We start from the raw sequence: 17,396 nt of genomic DNA, 5'->3' as shown, positions 1-17,396 counted from the left end.
CGCGCCTGCTCGGGGCGTGAGCAAGAACGCAATCCTAAATCTGGTGCCGTTCCGGGTTCAAACCTGATAAGTTTCATCTCTCGGAAGGAGAGGTTTTTCGATGAAGCGTCGCCTCACCACGATCCTTTCGGCCGACGTGGCCGGTTACAGTCGCCTCATGGGAACGAACGAGGCTGAAACGCTCGCGGCGCTGACGGCGCACCGGGCGGAGCTGGTGGACGCCATGGTCGCGGACCATCAGGGGCGCATCGTCAAGCTGATCGGCGACGGCATGCTGGTCGAGTTCGAGAGCGTGGTGAGCGCCGTCGATTGCGCGGCCAAGATCCAGCAGGGGATGCGTGCGCGCAATTCGGCCGTGCCGGTGGACCGGCGGATCGAGTTTCGCATCGGCGTCAACATCGGTGATGTGATCGTCGAGAACGACGACATCTTCGGCGACGGCGTCAACATCGCGGCTCGGATCGAGAATTTCGCGAAACCAGGTGGTGTGGCGGTGTCGGCCGCGGTGCGCGAGCATGTCGGCAACCGGCTCGATCTGATTTTCGAGGATGCCGGCGAACAGCTCCTGAAGAACATCGAGCGGCCGGTCCGGGTGTACAACGTCGTTCTTGATGCTCCGCAAGCGGCAAGCGACCGGTCTGATCGGGTGCCGGCCGTGGCGCAAAAGCCGTCCATCGCCGTCCTGCCGTTCAACAATATGAGCGATGATCCCGCACAGGAGTATTTTTCAGACGGTATCACCGAGGATATCATCACGGATCTCTCGAAAATCTCCGGCCTTTCCGTCGTCGCCCGGCACACGGTCTTCGCCTACAAGGGCACGCGGGTTACCGCGCAGCGCGTGGCGGCCGAACTCGGCGTCAGCTTCCTGCTGGAAGGAAGCGTGCGCAAGGCGGGCCAGCGCGTCCGCATCACCGGGCAATTGATCGATGGCAGCGACGGACGGCACGTCTGGGCCGAACGTTATGATCGGGACCTCACGGACATTTTTGACATCCAGGACGAGATCACGCAGGCAATCGTCACGCAACTGAAGATCAGGCTGCTACCCAAAGAAAGGAAGGCGATCGAACAGCCTGTCACGGCGAGTGTCGAGGCCTATAACTACTGCCTCAAGGGGCGAGAGCTCTTCTATACGATGACGAAGGCATCCCTGCAGCATGCCCGGCGGATGTTCACTTACGCGGCGGAACTCGATCCGCGTTTTGCGCGTGCCTACGCCGGTATCGCGGACTGCGATTCCTTCCTGTGCGGATTCCACGGTGAGCATGTTCCGCCGGAATCGCTTCTTGAGACCTGCGCCAAGGCGCTGGAGCTCGATCCCGATCTGCCGGAGGTGCACGCATCGCACGGCTACGCGCTCTCGACGATCGGACGCCATGAGGAAGCGGTAGCTGCTTTCGAGCGCGCGCTTGCGCTCGATCCGAATTCCCACGAGGCTCACTACTTCTATGCACGCCACTGTTTTGTCCGGCGCAATTTTGAAGAGTCCGTCGCGCACTTCGAGCGCGCCGCCGAAATCCGACCCGACGACTACCGCTCTCCGATCCTTGCAGGAAACGCGCTCGATCACCTCGGGCAGCTCGACAAGAAGGAAAGGCTAAGCAGGATCGGCCTCGAGCGCGTCGAGCGGAGCTTGGTGCAGCATCCGGAAAGCTCGGACGCCGCCCAACTCGGCGCGTGCGCATGCGCGGTGATGGGCGATCGCGATCGTGCGCTGGAATTGGTCGCGCGGGTCAAGACGATCGATCCGGAGGATACGCACGCACGCTACAATATCGCCTGCGTCTATGCGCTGCTTGGAGAACAGGACCAGGCCATCGATTTGCTGGAACAGTCTCTGCCGTTCGTTTCTCCGGAACTTCGCGCCTGGTTCCGCAACGATACCGATCTCGATTCCATCCGCTCCCATCCGCGCTACGCGCAGCTTCTGAAAATGGCGGAGTAGGACGCCCTTTAAACATGCGGCCCGAGCAACGACAGGTCGGCCTCGCCGAGGCGATCCTTGGCTGTCCATAGCTGGTGCCAATAGGGGTAGATGACCGGCGGCAGGCTGACGGCGTCGAGCAGCTCGCGCTCCTCCTCGGTAAGCTTGAGGCTGGCGGCGGCGAGATTGTCGCGGAACTGTTCCTCCTTGCGCCCGCCGATGATGACGGAGGTCACACCCTTGCGGCCGATAAGCCAGGCGAGCGCCACCTGCGCGGGCGAGACGCCGCGCTCGGCGGCGATCGCCACCAGCATGTCGACGATCTTCCAAAGCCGCTCCTCGTCGCGGATCGGCGGCTCGTTCCAGCCGGCGAGCTGGCGCGTGCCTTCCGGCGTCTGGCCGCGCCGGTGCTTGCCGGAAAGCAGTCCGCCGGCGAGCGGGCTCCAGACGAGCACGCCGAGGCTCTGGTCGATCGCGATCGGGATCAACTCGTATTCGGCCTCGCGCGCTTCGAGCGTGTAGTGGATCTGCTGGCTGACGAAGCGCTGGCGATGCTCGTGGGCGCTGACGCCGAGCGCCTTCATGATGTGCCAGCCGGAATAGTTGGAGCAGCCGATGTAGCGCACCTTACCCTGGTTGACGAGCGTGTCCAGCGCGGCAATCGTCTCTTCGAGCGGCGTCTGGCCGTCCCATTGGTGCACCTGGTAGAGGTCGATGACATCCGTCTTCAGCCGCTTCAGGCTCGCCTCGCATTCGCTGATCAGGTGATGGCGCGAGAGGCCGCCGTCGTTCGGGCCGGGGCCCATGGAAAAGCGCGCCTTGGTGGCAATCAGCACGCCGTTCTTGCGCTTGCCGCCGAGGACTTCGCCGATGATCTCCTCCGATGCCCCGGCGGAATAGATATTGGCGGTGTCGATCAGGTTGACGCCGGCATCGAGGCAGAGGTCGACATAGCGGCGGGCTTCGTCGAGGCCGACATTGCCGACCTGGGCGAACTTCCCTTCGCCGCCGATGGTCATGGTGCCCATGGTGATCGTCGAGACTTTCAGGCCCGAGCGGCCGAGCAGACGGTATTCCATTTCCCGATCCTTCCGTGGTTTTCGACAGCGTCCTGTGCATTCCGTCGCATGATGTCACACAGCGCGCGACGTCAAAGGAAGCGCGCGGGAATCGCGTCATGGTAGGGAAACAGGGGGAAGTAAGGTCGCGCCTCCGCGAGCGTGCGCTGAAAAGAGGGGCGCTCGAGCAGCCGCTCGAAATAGGCGGCGAGATTGGGATGCGTGCCGTCGAAAGGCACGACGATGCCGGCATAGAAGAGGGCGGGGGCGGCGGCGCAATCGGCAATCGTGAAGCTCTCGCCGATCACGAAAGTCCTGTCGGCCACCTGCCGCTCAAGCATGTCATAGGCGACAGGCAGTGCCGCACGTGCATCGAGGACGCCGCGCCGGTCATTTTCACCCATCGCCCGCAGCTTGTCCGTGACGATCTTCTGCATCGGCACCTGGACATAGAGATCGAAGAAGCGATCCCAGAGCCGCGCTTCGAGGGCCTGCGCGGCGTCGAGCGGAATAAGCGGCCTCCTGCCGGGGTAGTGCCGCTCAAGATATTCGATGATGATCGAGGTTTCCGGCACCGTCTGGTGTCGGGCGTCGTCATGCAGAACCGGAATCTTGCCGACCGGCCAGAGATCGAGGAAGTGGGCGTGCTCGTCCGCATCAGCTAGGTCGACCAGCCGGCTTTCGAAGGGTGTTCCGGACTCATAGAGCGCGATCAGCACCTTGTGGCAGAAGGAGGCGAGCGGATGGAGATAGAGGGTAAGCGCCATGTCGAAATCCCTTGTCTTCGGGCCGATGCCGTCGCGCCATGACTATAGGGCGCAATCGCGGTGGGAAAAAGGGGAGCCGGAGGGTTCCAGCCGCGGCGCGTCTCGCCGTGAGCAACTAGGGCTTCGGCTGCTTTTATCCGCGGCTTCCCCTTGCTCCGTCATCCTCGGGCTTTGACCCGAGGATCCAGAATCCAGCCGCCACTTCGGGCTCGCGACGTGTTGTCGGCTGCCTGTGCTTGGATCCTCGAGTCATGCCCGAGGATGACGGTGGAGTACGAAGATGAAGAGAGAACCGACGCCGTCATGGCCCCGAAGACGATCCCGTGAACGCGGCAACGAAGCGGTCGAGGCTCTGGCGGACGTAGTCCTGCACCGGCATGCGCGGGTCAAAACTCCACCAGAGAAGGGCGCCCTGCCATTGCGAGGCCATCATCAGGCCGATGCCGGCGGGGGCGGCCGGCACGCCGGCGAAGCGCGCATCGATCGCGTCAGACAGCACGCCACGCCAGTGCGCGCCACGGGCGCGGAGCGCCGGATCGCGCAGATCCTCGCGCAGGATCATGAGATCGTCAGCATAGGATTCGATGCCGCCATAATCGCCGGAAAGGCCGACCAAGAGCGCCACCGCGCCTTCAGGCGCCTTCGGTGTGCTCTCGGCCAGCTCAAGTGTCAGGCGGTCGAGCCGGTCCCAGGCCTGCGAGAGCGCCGCCTGGATGAGGCGGGTCTTGCTTTCGAAACGCTGCACCAGCGTCGAGGCGGAAAGGCCGCAGCCGGCAGAGAGCGCTGCGAAGGTCAACGCGTCCGGCCCTTGCCTGCGCATGATCGCGAGCGCCATGTCGAGCACGTCTTCGTCGGGCAAGGTTTTGGGGCGAGGCATTTTGGACCTTTATTTATAACCGAATAAGCGTTTATATATAGAGCTCACGCCAAATGCCAGATCAATTTCGATGGGAGGAAGCGATGTCGCTTACGGGAAAAGTGGCGCTTGTGGCCGGCGGAACGCGCGGCGCCGGGCGCGGAATCGCGGTTGAACTCGGGGCAGCGGGTGCGACCGTCTATGTCACCGGGCGGACGACGCGCACGGAGCAATCGGAGTACCAACGGCCCGAGACGATCGAGGAGACGGCGGAGCGAGTGACAGCGGCAGGCGGCGTCGGGATCGCAGTCCAGGTCGACCATCTGCAGGCGGAGCAGGTGAGGGCGCTCGTCGACCGCATCCGCCAGGAACGGGGCCGGCTCGACATCCTCGTCAACGATATCTGGGGCGGCGAGCGGCTGTTCGAGTGGAACAAGCCGGTCTGGGACCACGATCTCGAAAACGGGCTGAGGATACTAAGGCTTGCGATCGACACGCACCTGATCACCGCGCATTACGCGTTGCCGCTGATGATCGAGCGGCCGGGTGGTCTTCTCGTCGAGGTGACGGACGGAACGGCGGAGTACAATGCCGAACACTATCGGCTCTCGCCCTTCTACGATCTCGCCAAGGTCTCGGCGAACAGGATGGCCTGGGCGCATGCGAAGGATCTTGTGGCGCACGGCGCGACGGCGGTTTCGCTGACCCCCGGCTGGCTTCGCTCGGAAATGATGCTGGAGGCTTTCGGCGTCACGGAGGCCAACTGGCGCGACGCGGCTCAGAAGCAGCCGCACTTCGTCATCTCCGAGACGCCGCAGTTCGTCGGCCGCGCGGTCGCAGCACTCGCTGCCGACCCGGACACGGCCCGGTGGAACGGCAAGTCTCTTTCGAGCGGCGGCCTTGCCAAGGTCTACGGCTTCACCGATATCGACGGCTCCCGGCCGGATTGCTGGCGCTACATGGACGAGGTGATGGATCCCGGCAAACCGGCGGACGCGACGGGATATCGATAAGGCCATCGACGTCTGACCACCACCTTCCGCGCTCCCCTCGACCGGCGTATGATCGCGCCTTCGACATCTGTTTGACGGGAGGGCAGGCACGATGGCGGAAATCGACAAGGTGTTTGCGGGGGCGATACCGGAGCTCTACGATCGACTGTTGGTGCCGCTTATCTTCTCGGATTATGCACGCGATCTTGCCGCGCGCGTGGCCCGGCTGAAACCCCACGACATACTGGAGATCGCGGCCGGAACCGGCGTCGTCACCCGCGCGCTCGCGCCGCAAATGGACGCCAACGCGCGGCTCGTCGCGACCGACCTCAACCAGCCGATGCTTGATCTCGCGGCACAAAAGCAAGGGGACGATCCGCGCATCACCTGGCGACAGGCGGATGCGTTGGCGCTGCCATTCCAAGCCTGGAGCTTCGACGTCGTCTTCTGCCAATTCGGCGTGATGTTCTTCCCGGACAGGGTGCAGGCTTACCGAGAGACCCATCGCGTCCTGAAGCCGGGCGGCTATTTCCTCTTCAATGTCTGGGACGCGATCGAGACGAACGAATTGGCGCACGTGGTGACGGAAGCGCTGGCCGCGCATTTTCCCGCCGACCCGCCGCGATTCCTCGCGAGAACGCCGCATGGCTATGGTGACCCCGCCTTAATCCGCGCCGACCTGGAGGCGGCCGGTTTCCGCAACATCACGCTGGAGACGCTGGAAAAGAAATACGGCGCGCTTTCGGCCGAGGAGATCGCGACCGGTTTCTGCCAGGGGTCGCCGCTCAGAAACGAAATCGAGGCGCGCGATCCTTCAGGCCTCGGCGGGGCGACGCGGGCGGCAACCGACGCCCTTCACCAGCGCTATGGCGAAGGCGCAATCGACGGGCGCATCAGGGCCCATGTCGTGGCGGCTAGCCGTTAGCGCAGTTTCATGCGGCCGGAGGAACGTATGCAAATCGGCAAACAGCGTGCGGCGACGAGCCGGATCTCAACGGTAAGTGCGGATCGGGTCGAGGTGCGCGGCCGCGATCTCTGCCGCGACCTGATGGGGCGGCTGACGTTCACGGAATACTTCCATCTGCTGACGACCGGCCGGGAGCCGACGGAGGACCAGCGCTATTTTCTCGACCTCTTGCTGATCGCGATAGCCGAGCATGGCATGATGCCGACCGTGCAGGCGGCGCGGATGACGCTCGCGGCCGACCCGGATTCGCTTCAGGGCGCCTTGGCGGCCGGTCTTCTCGGCTGCGGGCCGGTGCTGGTCGGAACCGCCGAGCTCTGCGGCGCGCTGCTGGTGAAGGCCGAAGCGCGCATCGCTGCCGGCGAGGATGCCGATGCTGCGGTGCGCGCGCTGGTCACCGACATTCGCGAGGCGGACGGCAAGCTGCCGGGCTTCGGCCATCCGGTGCACCGTCCCGTCGATCCGCGCGCCGAGCGCATTCTCGAACTTGCCGATGAGCGCGGCGTGAGCGGCACGCATGTGAAGCTTGCGCGGCTTACCCGCACGACCGCCGCTGAAGTCTGGGGTAAACCGCTGGTGATGAACGTGTCCATGCCGATCGCCGCCGTGCTTCTCGACCTCGGGTTCCCGGTGACGATGGTCAAGGCGATCCCGCTGCTCGCCCGGGCGGGCGGCATTCTCGCGCACCTGACGGAAGAGCGGGTAAACCCGATCGGCTTCGCCATGGCGTCGGCGGCGGAGGCATCAGTTACCTACAGGACAGACGAAGAGGAGGGGGGCGGCTGACCATGCTTGATCCCGAGATCGAAACGCTGCCCTGGCGCGAGCAAGTCCGGCTCGACGACGCGCTCTATCGACAACAGATCGAATATCTGCTCGCCCGTTCGCGCTTCTATCGGACAAAATTGGAGACCGCCGGCTTCCACACCACTGCCGAGATTGGCGGTCTCGCCGCCATCGTCGATCTGCCCCTCACCGAGAAGAGCGAAATCCGCGCAAGCTGCAGCGCGGCCGATCCGATGGGAACGCATGTGGCCGCGCCGATCAGCGAGATTGTGCGGATCTATTCGACCAGCGGAACGACCGGGACGCCGAGCTATATTCCGCTGACGGCGGGTGACCTCGACAACTGGGTGACGACCTCGGCGCGCAGCTATTCCGCCTCCGGCATCCGGCCGGGCGAGGCGATCGTTTCCACCTACAACGCCGGCCCGTTCGTGGCCGGCGCAGCGCTCGCCGCCTTCGACCGGCTGGGCCTGTGCCATATCCCGGTTGGCACTGGACACACCGAGCGGCTGATGGCGGCGATCCGCCTTTTGCGGCCCGCGGCCGCGGTAATGACGCCCTCCTATGCGACCTATCTCGCGGAATGGGCGGCGGAGCGCGACTTCGATCTGAAGAGATCGAGCGTCAGGCGACTGCTGGTCGCCGGCGAGCCCGGCGGCGGCGAGCCGAAATTTCGGGCGCGGCTCGAAGAGGCGTGGGGTGCGAAGGTTACCGAGGCGATGGGCATCGGTGATATCGGCGTGTCGCTCTGGGGCGAATGCGAGGAGCAATGCGGCATGCATCTCGGCGGCCGCGGCGTCGTCCATGCCGAACTGGTCGACCCGGAAACCGCCGCGCCCGTCGCGCTTGAGGACGGCGCGCGCGGCGAACTGGTGCTGACGCATCTCCAGCACCGGGCGGCGCCGATGCTCAGGTTTCGCACACGCGATCACGTGGAGATGTGGACGTCGCCCTGCCGCTGCGGGCGGACGGCGCCGCGCGTGCGCTGCATCGGCCGAACCGACGACCTCCTCATCGTACGCGGCGTCAACATCTTTCCCTCGGCCATCCGCGACGTGGTCAGCGAATTTGCGCCGGCCGTCAGCGGCATGATCCTGGTGAGGCCCGTAGCGAGGGGGCCGCGACAGGCCGCCCTTGCCGGTCTCGGTGGAACTCGGCAAGGATAGCGAAGGCCGCGCGGGGCTCGCCATAAGCATCGAGAAGCGCATCCGCGAGGTGCTGGTCGTCTCGACGCGCGTGGAGATCCTGCCCTGGGGGTCGCTTCAGCGCAGCGAATACAAGTCGAAACTGGTGCAGAGAGCGGAGTAAGATCAGACTTGTGCGGCTTGCGTCGACGCGCCGCCAAGCAAAAAAACGGGAGGATGACGATGCGAAAGCTGCAATCGCAAGGGGTTCATCACATCACGCTGGTCGGCGCGGACCGCCAGACTTCGATCGATTTCTGGGAAGGCTTGCTCGGCATGCCCTTTGTGTTCGAGCAGCCGAACCTCGACCGGGCGACGGAAAGTCACCTTTATTTCGATCCGGGCGACGGCCGGCTGATCACCGTCTTCACGGACGAGAACCGCAAGCCCGACTCGAAGCGGACCTCGACCGACATCGGCTGCGTGCACCACATCGCCTTTGCCGTCTCGCGTGCGACGTTTCAGCAGGCGGTCGAGCGCCTGAATGAGCGGGAGATCCGGCACAGCGGGGTCAAGGACCGCGGCTTCATGGATTCGATCTATTTCGAGGATCCGCTCGGGCTGCTTGTCGAACTCGCCTCCTATCGTTTCGAGCCGCCGGCCGGCCACACCCACGCCGAGGTACTGATGGAGGCGCACAAGGTGCGAGTGGCGCGCGGCGACTACAACATCGCCGAGGTGCACCTTGCCGACGCCATCGAGGCGCTGACCGAACGGACGCGGGGCTCGCTGTCGGAGGATCGGACGCCGAAGAACCCTTACTGATGAGAGTGGGACCAAAAGGGAGGAGCAATCATGCCTGAAATCAAGCTCAACGTGATCAAGCCCAGCGTCAACAACATGACGGCGCGTGTCTTCATGCGCGCGGCGGGCCTCGATTTCAACGAGACCGACGTCTTCGGCCAGACGCGTACGCCCGAATATCTGGCGAAGGCGCCGTCGCATCTGACGCCGATGATCGAAATGAGGGACCTGCCGATGGGGGCGCTGTGGGAAAGCTGTGCGATCATGCAGTATCTCTGCAACAAGAACGGCCTCGACGACCTCTATCCGAAAGACCCCGAGGCGCGCGCGATGATCGACAGCGCCATGTTCTACCTGATCGGCACTTTCTATCCCTATCTCGCCCGCGCCACCTATCCGGCGCTCAACTTCCCGCAATATCCGGGCGAGGTCGGCTACAGCGATGCCGACCCGGTGGCGAAGGAGCATGCGCGTATGGCCGCGACCGAGGCGCTGGCAGAGCCGCTCGAGGTGTTCCACAGGTTCTTTATCGGCAACAGGTCCTTCATCGGCGGCGCAAAACCCTCGATCGCCGACATCAGGCTTGCTGCGACGCTCGAGTTCCTCGCGGTGATCGACTATCCGCTGCCGGATTGGGCGAAGACCTATATGGCGTCGATGGAGGAGGCGCTCGGCAGCGCCTATAGCGAGCCGGCGGCAGACGTTCGCAGCTACATTAGTTATGTGCGCGGTCAGAGGTGACAGGGTAGAGCGTACTTAGGTTGAACCAGCGCATTGTGGTGGTTTGCTGCGGGTTCGCATAAGCACGACGCATTGTTGTTTTGCCGCCGGGCCTTCTCTTTCGGTCATCCTACTGCATGATTCCTTAAATCGGAATCGATTTAAGGACAAAATCATGCAGCAATTCAAAGCGCTACAGAGACCTTTGCGCGTCCGATTGGACGCGCGGCGCTGTAGCGCTTGACCCGAGGATCCAGAATCGCGCCGTCGCTTTGCTCGCTTGCGCCGCACGCAAGCCTCACTTCCGATAGAGCATCCAGTCCTTGCGGGTGCCGCCACCTTCGCTGCCGGCGAAGAACACGACCCGGTCGCTCGCTGTTTCGGTGGCGGTCTGCAGGGCCTTTTCGGCGTGGCCGACCAGTTCCGAGGCGGTGCCGGCGTCAAAGGTGGTGCTGCACCCGAAGCGGGCGAGGACCACCGGCATGCGGCGCTGGCGGTTATCGAATGCGCTCTGGCAGCTCTTCTTCAACTGGTCCGCCACCTTCTGGATTTCCGCTTCGGCGCTCGTCCAGACGAGGATGCCGATCTGCGGCCGGTCGAGCCATGCGGCGAAGTCGGTCGCCTGCACGATCTGCGACACGACGAAGCCGAGCCGCTCCAAAATCGCTTCCTTGAGTTTGACGAGTTCCTTGGCCTCGAAGGGTTCGAGCGCCAGCAGATTGCAGAGGATGAGCGATGTGCCTTCGGGATAACGCTCGCCGCCATAGAGTTCGGCGAGTTTCTTGTTGAAGCCGCGGCGGTTGGCGAGGTTGGTGGCGAGGTGGGTGAATTTCGTGCGCTCGAATTCCTCGACGTCGCTCGCAATGGCCGCGACGGCCGTGATTTGCGTCGAAACGCTTTCGAGCATCTGCGTGCTCTTCGACTGCTGCACCTCTGTCAGTTGCCGGATCGCCTGCAGGTGGGACTGAATCGACTTCGTGTCTCTCGGGTCCATCGAAGAGATCTTGCCGGTCGCCTGGCCGAGCAGGCTCGAATAGCTGGAGAGCGAGCTGTGGCCCGATTGCAGCGACTCCTTCAGGGTCGAAAGCTCGCTCTGGATGCGGTTGGTGGATTCGTCGAGGAGCGACTTGCCGAAATGATGCGGCAGATAGGCCCGTGCGAGTGCATCGACCTCTTCCTCCGCGATCGGCTTGGCGAGGCGGGCAAATTTCTCCCGGAGCTCCGGATTGCTGCCGCTGATGATCTCGTACATGAGCTCGTAATTGACCGGAGAGGCATGAATCTCCAGCCGGTTCAGCGTGGCAAAAACGGTGTAGCAGAGTTCCTTGCGGCTCTGATCCGCAAGCTGTTTCGGGGAGGAATTCGCAATCGCCATGGTGCAGCGCCTTTCGCATGAAGCGTCACAGGCAAATGCACCTGGGACGACGGTCGGACAGGTACGCGGGGGGCCGGAGCCTCGTATCGATATGCAGCAGCGAGTGGTATCGCGTCCGACTCCGCCATTCATGCGATTTGATTGACGCGACCGCGTCCCGTCGGACAACCTAGAGTAAGCTCTCGTCCATTAATGACTGGTGAATTAGCAAACGATAATCGGCCGGAAACGGCAAAGCGGTCCCGAAGTTTGCGATCGCGGCTGTGAAACAGCAGTAACTGCCCTCGACCGATCCGGTCAGGGAAGATGCAGTCTGAAAAGGGGAGCCGCGCGAATGAACGCGTGGTGAGGGCAGAAAGGTCAGCGCTTGTAGAGCGACCAGTCTTTGCGTTGGCCGCCAGCCTTGCTGTCCAGGAAGAAGACGACGGCTTCGTCGGCCTGTTCGGTGGCGGTTTCGAGCGCCGTTTCGGCGTGGATGAAGAGGCTCGCCGCCGTGTCGGCGTCATAGGTCGTGCTGCATCCGAAATGGGCCGTGACGGCGGGCATGCCCGGTCGCTGACCACTGAAGGCGCGCAGGCAGTTCATGCGGATGTGCTCGGCGACCCGCTGGATTTCCGCTTCGCTGGTGGTTCCGACGAGAATGCCGATCTGCGGCCGGTCGAGCCAGGCGGCGAAATCGGTGGCGTGGATGGTCTGCGAGACCACGGAGCCGAGGCGCTGCAGGATCGCTTCCTTGTGCTTGATCAGTTCCTTCTTCTCGAAGGGTTCGAGCGCCAGCAGATTGCAGAGGATGAGGGCCGCGCCGTCCGGATAGCGCTCGCCACCGTAAAGCTCGGCGAGCTTGCGGTTGAAGCCGCGCCGGTTGGCGAGATTAGTGGCGGCGTGTGTGAACTTCGCCCGCTCGAACTCGTCGAGGTCGCCGGTAATCGCGGTCACCGCCGAGATATGGGTCGAAACGCTTTCCAGCATCTCGTCGCTCTTCGAGCGCTGGATGTCGGTCGCCGCCCGGATCGCCTGCAGCTCGGACTGGATCCTTTGGGTATCGCCCGGATCGATCGAGGAGAAATTGCCGCTCGCCTGGCCGAGCATGGTCGAATAGCTCGAAAGGGAGCTGTGGCCCGATTGCAGCGACTCCTTCAAAGTCGAGAGTTCGCTCTGAATGCGGGTGGTCGACTCCTCGACCTTCGACTGGCCGAAATGGTGCGGCAGGTACATGCGCGCCAAGACATCCAGATCCTCCTCGGTCACGTCGCGGCCGAGGCGCGCGAACTTCTCGCGCAGTTCCGGATTGTTGCCGCTGATGATTTCGCACATCAGCTCGTAATTGACCGGCGAGGCATCGATCTGCAGCCGCTCCAGCGTTGCGAAGGCATTGTAATAGACATCCCGGCGGATCTGCTGCGCAATATGTTTCGGCGAAGGGCTCACGACAGCCATGGTGCGGCACCTTTCAAGAAAAGCGTCTGATGCGCGACGGGGAGGGAACGCATGAAGCGGAAACCTCGGATCGGAAAAATGGCGGCAAGGATCTTCGATCCCGCGTGATGCGGACGGAACGATGCCTGATGCATCCGATCGAACAGCCGAAAGTAAGCGAACGCGCGTTAAGGGCGGGTGAAAGGAATAGGGAGAATGTTTGGGGTTGTGGGGATTTTGGCCGCGACTGCCCCTCAATCCTGCCCGATCGACGCATGGGGGCGCGTCTCGTCGCCATGCTCGTCCCGCGTCTCAGCAGCCTCCCTTACCGCCGGCGGTACGCTTGTTCCGTGCTCCCTCAGCCCGGCGAGCTTATGGCCGCGTTCGCGCAGCCACTGGAAGACGACGTAGAGGGCGGGGATGATGAAGATGCCGAGGAGGGAGGCGGCGAGCATGCCGCCGGCGACGCCGGTGCCGACGGCGCGGCGGCTGAGCATGCCGGCGCCCTGCGCCGTCACCAGCGGAATCAACCCGACGATGAAGGCGAAGCTTGTCATCATCACCGCGCGGAAGCGGGTACGCGCGCCCTCGACGGCGGACTCGACGATGCCGGCGCCTTTCTCGCGCCGGAATTTGGCGAATTCGACGATCAGGATCGCGTTCTTGGAGGCGAGCGCGATCAGCACGACAAGGCCGATCTGGGCGTAGATGTCGAAGGAGAGGCCGGCGATCAGCACCGAGACGAGGGCGCCCGCGACGCCGACGGCCACCGACAGGAGCACCGGAATCGGGATGGTCCAGCTTTCATAAAGCGCGACCAGGAAGAGGTAGGCGAAGAGCACGGCGAGCGCCAGGATCACCGTCGTCTGTCCGGCGGCCTCGAGTTCCTGCAACGCGGTGCCGGTCCACTCGTAGCTAAAGCCCGGCGGCAGCGTGGTGGCGGAAAGGGCGGCCATCGCTTGCAGCGCCTCGCCCGAGGAGACGCCGGGGGCGGGCTGGCCGTTGAGCGTGATCGAGCGGTTGTTGTTGTAGCGCACCATCGACTGCGGGCCGACGATATAGTCGACGCGCGCGATGGACGCGACCGGCACCATGCCGCCCGAAGCATTGCGCACATGCAGGCGCTGGATGTCGTTGACGGAATCGCGGTCGGCCTCGGCCGCCTGGAGGTTCACCTTCCAGCTGCGGCCGAAAAGGTTGAAGTCGTTGACATAGTAAGAGCCGAGCGTGCCTTGCAGCGTCGCGAAAAGATCGCTGATCGAGACGCCGAGCGCCTGCACGCGGTCGCGGTCGATGTCGAGATAGAGCTGCGGCGAACTTGCCGAATAGGTGGTGAAGGTCGGCCCGAGCTTCGGGTTCTGGTTGGCGGCGATGATCAGCCCGCCGGCTGTCGCGGCGATGTCGGCCGCCGGGCGGCCCTGCAGGTCGAGCAGCTGATATTCGAAACCGGAGCCGGTGCCGAGCCCGAGGATCGGCGGCAGGTTGAAGGCGAAAACCTGTGCCTCGCGGATCGTCACGCCCTTGGCCATGGCCGTCGCGACCGCGCTGTTGACCGAGGCCGAGACCGCCTCGCGCTCGGCAAAGGGCTTCATTGTGACGACTGCGAAGGCGCTGTTCGACTTCGAGATGCCGTCGAGGAAGCTGTAGCCGGCGACGCTGGTCACGTCCTGCACGCCTTCGATGCCACGGAGGAAATTCTCGACCTGGCGCAGCGCTACATTGGTGCGATTGTAAGAGGCGCCTTCGGGCAGGCGCACTTCCGTGAAGAACATGCCCTGGTCTTCGCTCGGCAGGAAGCCGGTCGGCACGATGCGGAACAGCCAGCCCGTGGCACCGATCGCGACCGCGATCAGAACGAGGCCGATGATGGCGCGCCGCGCGATCTTTTCCGCGACATAGACATAGCCGTCACGGCCGTTGTCGATGCGGCGCGACAGCCAGCCGAGAACGCCGCGCTTCTCGCCGTGATGCGGCTTCAACAGGATCGAGCAGAGCGCGGGGCTTAAAGTGAGCGCGTTGATGGCGGAGATCACCATCGATACCGAAACGGCGACCGCGAACTGCTGGAAGAGCTGACCGCTCAAGCCCGGGATGAAGGCGACCGGGACGAAAACGGAAAGCAGCACGAGGGTGATGGCGACAATCGCGCCGGTGATTTCGCCCATCGCAAGGCGCGCGGCCTCCGGCGCCTGCATACCGGGATTTTCCTCCATCACCCGCTCGATGTTTTCGACGACGACGATCGCGTCGTCGACGACGATGCCGATCGCCAGCACCAGCGCCAGCAGCGACACGGTGTTGAGCGAGAAGCCCATGGCGAGGATCACCGCGAAGGTGCCGATGAGTGCCACCGGAACGGCGACGAGCGGAACCAGCGTCGCGCGCCAGTTGCCGAGGAAAAGGAAGACCACGATGATAACAAGCACGAAGGCCTCGACCAGCGTGTGCACGACGTTTTCGACGCTCGCCTCCACGAATTCGGAGGTGTCGTAGGAAACCTTGTAGGTGAGGCCTTCCGGGAAGGCTTGCGCCAGGCGGTCGAGTGCGGCCCTGACGCCCTCGGCGGCTTCAAGCGCGTTTGCGCCGGGCGCCAGATAAGTGCCGATCATCGCGACCGGCTTGCCATTGAAGCGGGCGCTCGAATCTGAACTCGCCGCGCCGAGTTCCACCTTGGCGACGTCGCGGATGCGCACGAAAGAGCCGTCGGGCTCGGCGCGCAGCACCACATTCTCGAACTGCGCCGGATCGGTGAGTCGCCCCTGGGTCTGCAGGTTCAACTGGAAGAGGGGATCGTTCGTCATCGGCTGGGCGCCGATGCGGCCGATCGCCGCCTGGATATTCTGGGCCTTCAGGGCGTTGATCACGTCCGTCGGCGTCATGCCGAGGCTTGTCAGCCGGTCGATGTCGAGCACGACCCGCATCGAATAATCCTGCGCGCCGAAGAGCGAGGCGTCGCCGACGCCAGGCACGCGCTTGATCGTATCCATCACGTTGATGGTGGCGTAGTTCGACAGGAAAAGGTTGTCGAAGTTGGTGTTCTCACCCTCGCCATAGATGGCGATCACCTGCATCAGCGCGGAGGATTTCTTGCGCACACTGACGCCGGTCTGCCTGACTTCGGAGGGGAGCCTCGCCTCGGCGAGCGAGACGCGGTTCTGCACGTTGACGGTGGCGATATCCGGATCGGTGCCGACGGCGAAGGTCACCGTGAGCGTGTAGGAGCCGTCGGCGCCGCTCGTCGACTTCATGTAGAGCATGTCGTCGACGCCGACGATCTGGCTTTCGATCGGTTGCGCCCCGGTCGACTCGACCACCTCGGCGCCGGCGCCCGGGTAGCTGGCTGTCACGCTCACCTGCGGCGGCACGATATCGGGAAACTGCGCGATCGGTAGCGCGGTGAGCGCGATCAGCCCGGCGAGCGTCAAGACGATGGAGATGACCGCGGCAAAACGGGGACGATCGATGAAGATCTCGGAGATCATGGCTCAGCCGCCCGTTGCCAGTGCCGCATCGACGGCGATACCTGGCCTGACCTTGCCGACGCCATCGGTGATCACCCGTTCGCCCTCCTTGAGGCCCTTGGCGATCACCGCCTGGCCGCGAGCGGTCCGCTGGACGTCGACACGGCGAAGCTCGACCTTCGAGTCGTCCCCGACCACCATGACGAAGGCGCCTTGCTGGTCGCGCTGGATCGCCTGCTGGGGAACGGCGAGCACCTCCTGCTTGTCGGTCGCTTCGAGCGTCACGCGCACCAGCGTGCCGTCGAGCAGGAGGGCGTCGGGATTCGGAAACTCGGCCCTGACCGTGATCGTGTCGGTGCCCGCAGCGACATTGCTGGAGACGAAGTTGATCGTGCCCTTCTTTGGATAGGTGGTGCCGTCCGGCAGCAGAAGCTCGACATTGGCATCGCGGCCGACTTCGCCTCTCAGCGCGCGCTGGCGATATTCGAGAAAGATGGCGGTCGAGACCGGGAATTCGACATTGATCGGATCGAGCCGCGTCAATGTTACCAGCGCGCCGGAATCCGGACCGACCAGCGCCCCGACATCGACGCTGGTAAGGCCGAGGACGCCGTCGAAGGGCGCGACGATCCGGGTATAGGAAAGATTGAGCTCGGCCGCCTGCTTGCTGCCGGTGAGGCGGACGATATCGGCCTCGGCCTTCTTCACCTGCGCATTGGCGGTATCGACCGTTGCCTGTGCGACCGTGTTGCTGGAGATTAGCCGCTGCGCGCGGTCGCGCTCGAGGACGGCGAGGTCGCGGGCTGCCTCGGCGGCCTCGATCGAGCCCTGGATCTCCTGGACGGCAGCCCGATAGGTGCCGTCCTCGACCTCATAGAGCAAGGTGCCGGCGGTGACCTTATCGCCTTCGGTGAAGTTGACTTTCTCCAGGAAGCCGGAAACGCGGGCGCGAATATCGACCCTCTGGATCGCCACCACCTTGCCGGTGAAATCCGCGCTTTCGCGCAGATCCATGATCGCGGCTGGCGCGACCACGACGGCGGGCGCCGGTGCCTGTGCCTGCTGAGCGAAGGCCGTCTGCGATGGAATTGCGACAAGCAAGCCCGCTGAAAGGGCGGCAGCCAGGATCCTCGAACCACGCATGCA

Annotated in this window: 15 protein-coding genes; 8 read left to right on the top strand and 7 right to left on the bottom strand. The window is 64.0% G+C overall.

Translation table 11 applies throughout. The features are described 5' to 3' along the window. Positions 1-100 precede the first annotated feature (100 nt). The gene (locus tag QA637_RS10185) at positions 101-1,948 is read left to right on the top strand and encodes an adenylate/guanylate cyclase domain-containing protein (protein WP_283061326.1); all 1,848 of its coding nucleotides are present in this window, start codon (positions 101-103) and stop codon (positions 1,946-1,948) included. Positions 1,949-1,956: 8 nt separating this feature from the next. On the opposite strand, the gene QA637_RS10180 is transcribed toward QA637_RS10185, so the two are convergent. The 3 genes from QA637_RS10180 to QA637_RS10170 all read right to left on the bottom strand — a co-directional run bounded on the left by QA637_RS10180 (position 1,957) and on the right by QA637_RS10170 (position 4,629). After that, positions 1,957-3,006 (bottom strand): aldo/keto reductase, encoded by a 1,050-nt coding sequence (locus QA637_RS10180; protein ID WP_283061324.1) that lies wholly within the window; start codon positions 3,004-3,006, stop codon positions 1,957-1,959. 71 nt (positions 3,007-3,077) lie between these two features. Then, a complete protein-coding gene (locus QA637_RS10175; protein ID WP_153441395.1) occupies positions 3,078-3,752 on the bottom strand; it encodes a glutathione S-transferase family protein in 675 nt (224 codons plus the stop codon). A gap of 301 nt (positions 3,753-4,053) precedes the next feature. After that, positions 4,054-4,629: a TetR family transcriptional regulator gene (locus QA637_RS10170; RefSeq protein ID WP_283061322.1), complete on the bottom strand. Its 576-nt coding sequence runs from the start codon at positions 4,627-4,629 to the stop codon at positions 4,054-4,056. Between the two features lie 83 nt (positions 4,630-4,712). Between QA637_RS10170 and QA637_RS10165 the strand changes: the two genes are divergently transcribed. The 7 genes from QA637_RS10165 to QA637_RS10135 all read left to right on the top strand — a co-directional run bounded on the left by QA637_RS10165 (position 4,713) and on the right by QA637_RS10135 (position 10,019). Further along, entirely contained in the window at positions 4,713-5,621 is a 909-nt protein-coding gene (locus tag QA637_RS10165) for an SDR family oxidoreductase (RefSeq protein ID WP_153441397.1), read from the top strand. 91 nt (positions 5,622-5,712) lie between these two features. Then, complete coding sequence (locus QA637_RS10160) at positions 5,713-6,525, top strand: class I SAM-dependent methyltransferase (protein WP_283061320.1); 813 nt, start codon at positions 5,713-5,715, stop codon at positions 6,523-6,525. A 27-nt stretch (positions 6,526-6,552) separates the two neighbouring features. Then, positions 6,553-7,350: a citryl-CoA lyase gene (locus tag QA637_RS10155; protein WP_153441399.1), complete on the top strand. Its 798-nt coding sequence runs from the start codon at positions 6,553-6,555 to the stop codon at positions 7,348-7,350. 2 nt (positions 7,351-7,352) lie between these two features. Next, positions 7,353-8,516, top strand: coding sequence for a phenylacetate--CoA ligase family protein (locus tag QA637_RS10150; RefSeq protein WP_234887015.1), 1,164 nt, complete (start codon positions 7,353-7,355; stop codon positions 8,514-8,516). Continuing rightward, complete coding sequence (locus QA637_RS10145; protein WP_283061318.1) at positions 8,497-8,658, top strand: acyl-CoA synthetase family protein; 162 nt, start codon at positions 8,497-8,499, stop codon at positions 8,656-8,658. The genes QA637_RS10150 and QA637_RS10145 overlap by 20 nt, the downstream gene beginning before the upstream one ends. A 59-nt stretch (positions 8,659-8,717) precedes the next feature. After that, entirely contained in the window at positions 8,718-9,299 is a 582-nt protein-coding gene (locus QA637_RS10140; RefSeq protein ID WP_153441400.1) for a VOC family protein, read from the top strand. 30 nt (positions 9,300-9,329) lie between these two features. Further along, positions 9,330-10,019, top strand: coding sequence for a glutathione S-transferase family protein (locus tag QA637_RS10135; protein WP_153441401.1), 690 nt, complete (start codon positions 9,330-9,332; stop codon positions 10,017-10,019). A gap of 277 nt (positions 10,020-10,296) precedes the next feature. Here QA637_RS10135 and QA637_RS10130 read toward each other — a convergent pair whose 3' ends face one another. The 4 genes from QA637_RS10130 to QA637_RS10115 form a co-directional block, all read right to left on the bottom strand. After that, positions 10,297-11,373 (bottom strand): diguanylate cyclase domain-containing protein, encoded by a 1,077-nt coding sequence (locus tag QA637_RS10130; RefSeq protein WP_153441403.1) that lies wholly within the window; start codon positions 11,371-11,373, stop codon positions 10,297-10,299. A 360-nt stretch (positions 11,374-11,733) separates the two neighbouring features. After that, a complete protein-coding gene (locus tag QA637_RS10125) occupies positions 11,734-12,810 on the bottom strand; it encodes a diguanylate cyclase domain-containing protein (RefSeq protein WP_153441404.1) in 1,077 nt (358 codons plus the stop codon). 233 nt (positions 12,811-13,043) lie between these two features. Continuing rightward, positions 13,044-16,271 (bottom strand): efflux RND transporter permease subunit, encoded by a 3,228-nt coding sequence (locus QA637_RS10120; RefSeq protein ID WP_283061314.1) that lies wholly within the window; start codon positions 16,269-16,271, stop codon positions 13,044-13,046. Positions 16,272-16,274: 3 nt separating this feature from the next. Further along, positions 16,275-17,393 (bottom strand): efflux RND transporter periplasmic adaptor subunit, encoded by a 1,119-nt coding sequence (locus QA637_RS10115; RefSeq protein ID WP_153441406.1) that lies wholly within the window; start codon positions 17,391-17,393, stop codon positions 16,275-16,277. Positions 17,394-17,396: the final 3 nt, after the last annotated feature.

This window comes from Sinorhizobium terangae, assembly GCF_029714365.1.
GTDB lineage: Bacteria > Pseudomonadota > Alphaproteobacteria > Rhizobiales > Rhizobiaceae > Sinorhizobium > Sinorhizobium terangae.
This window is presented reverse-complemented; position numbering and strand designations above follow the sequence as displayed.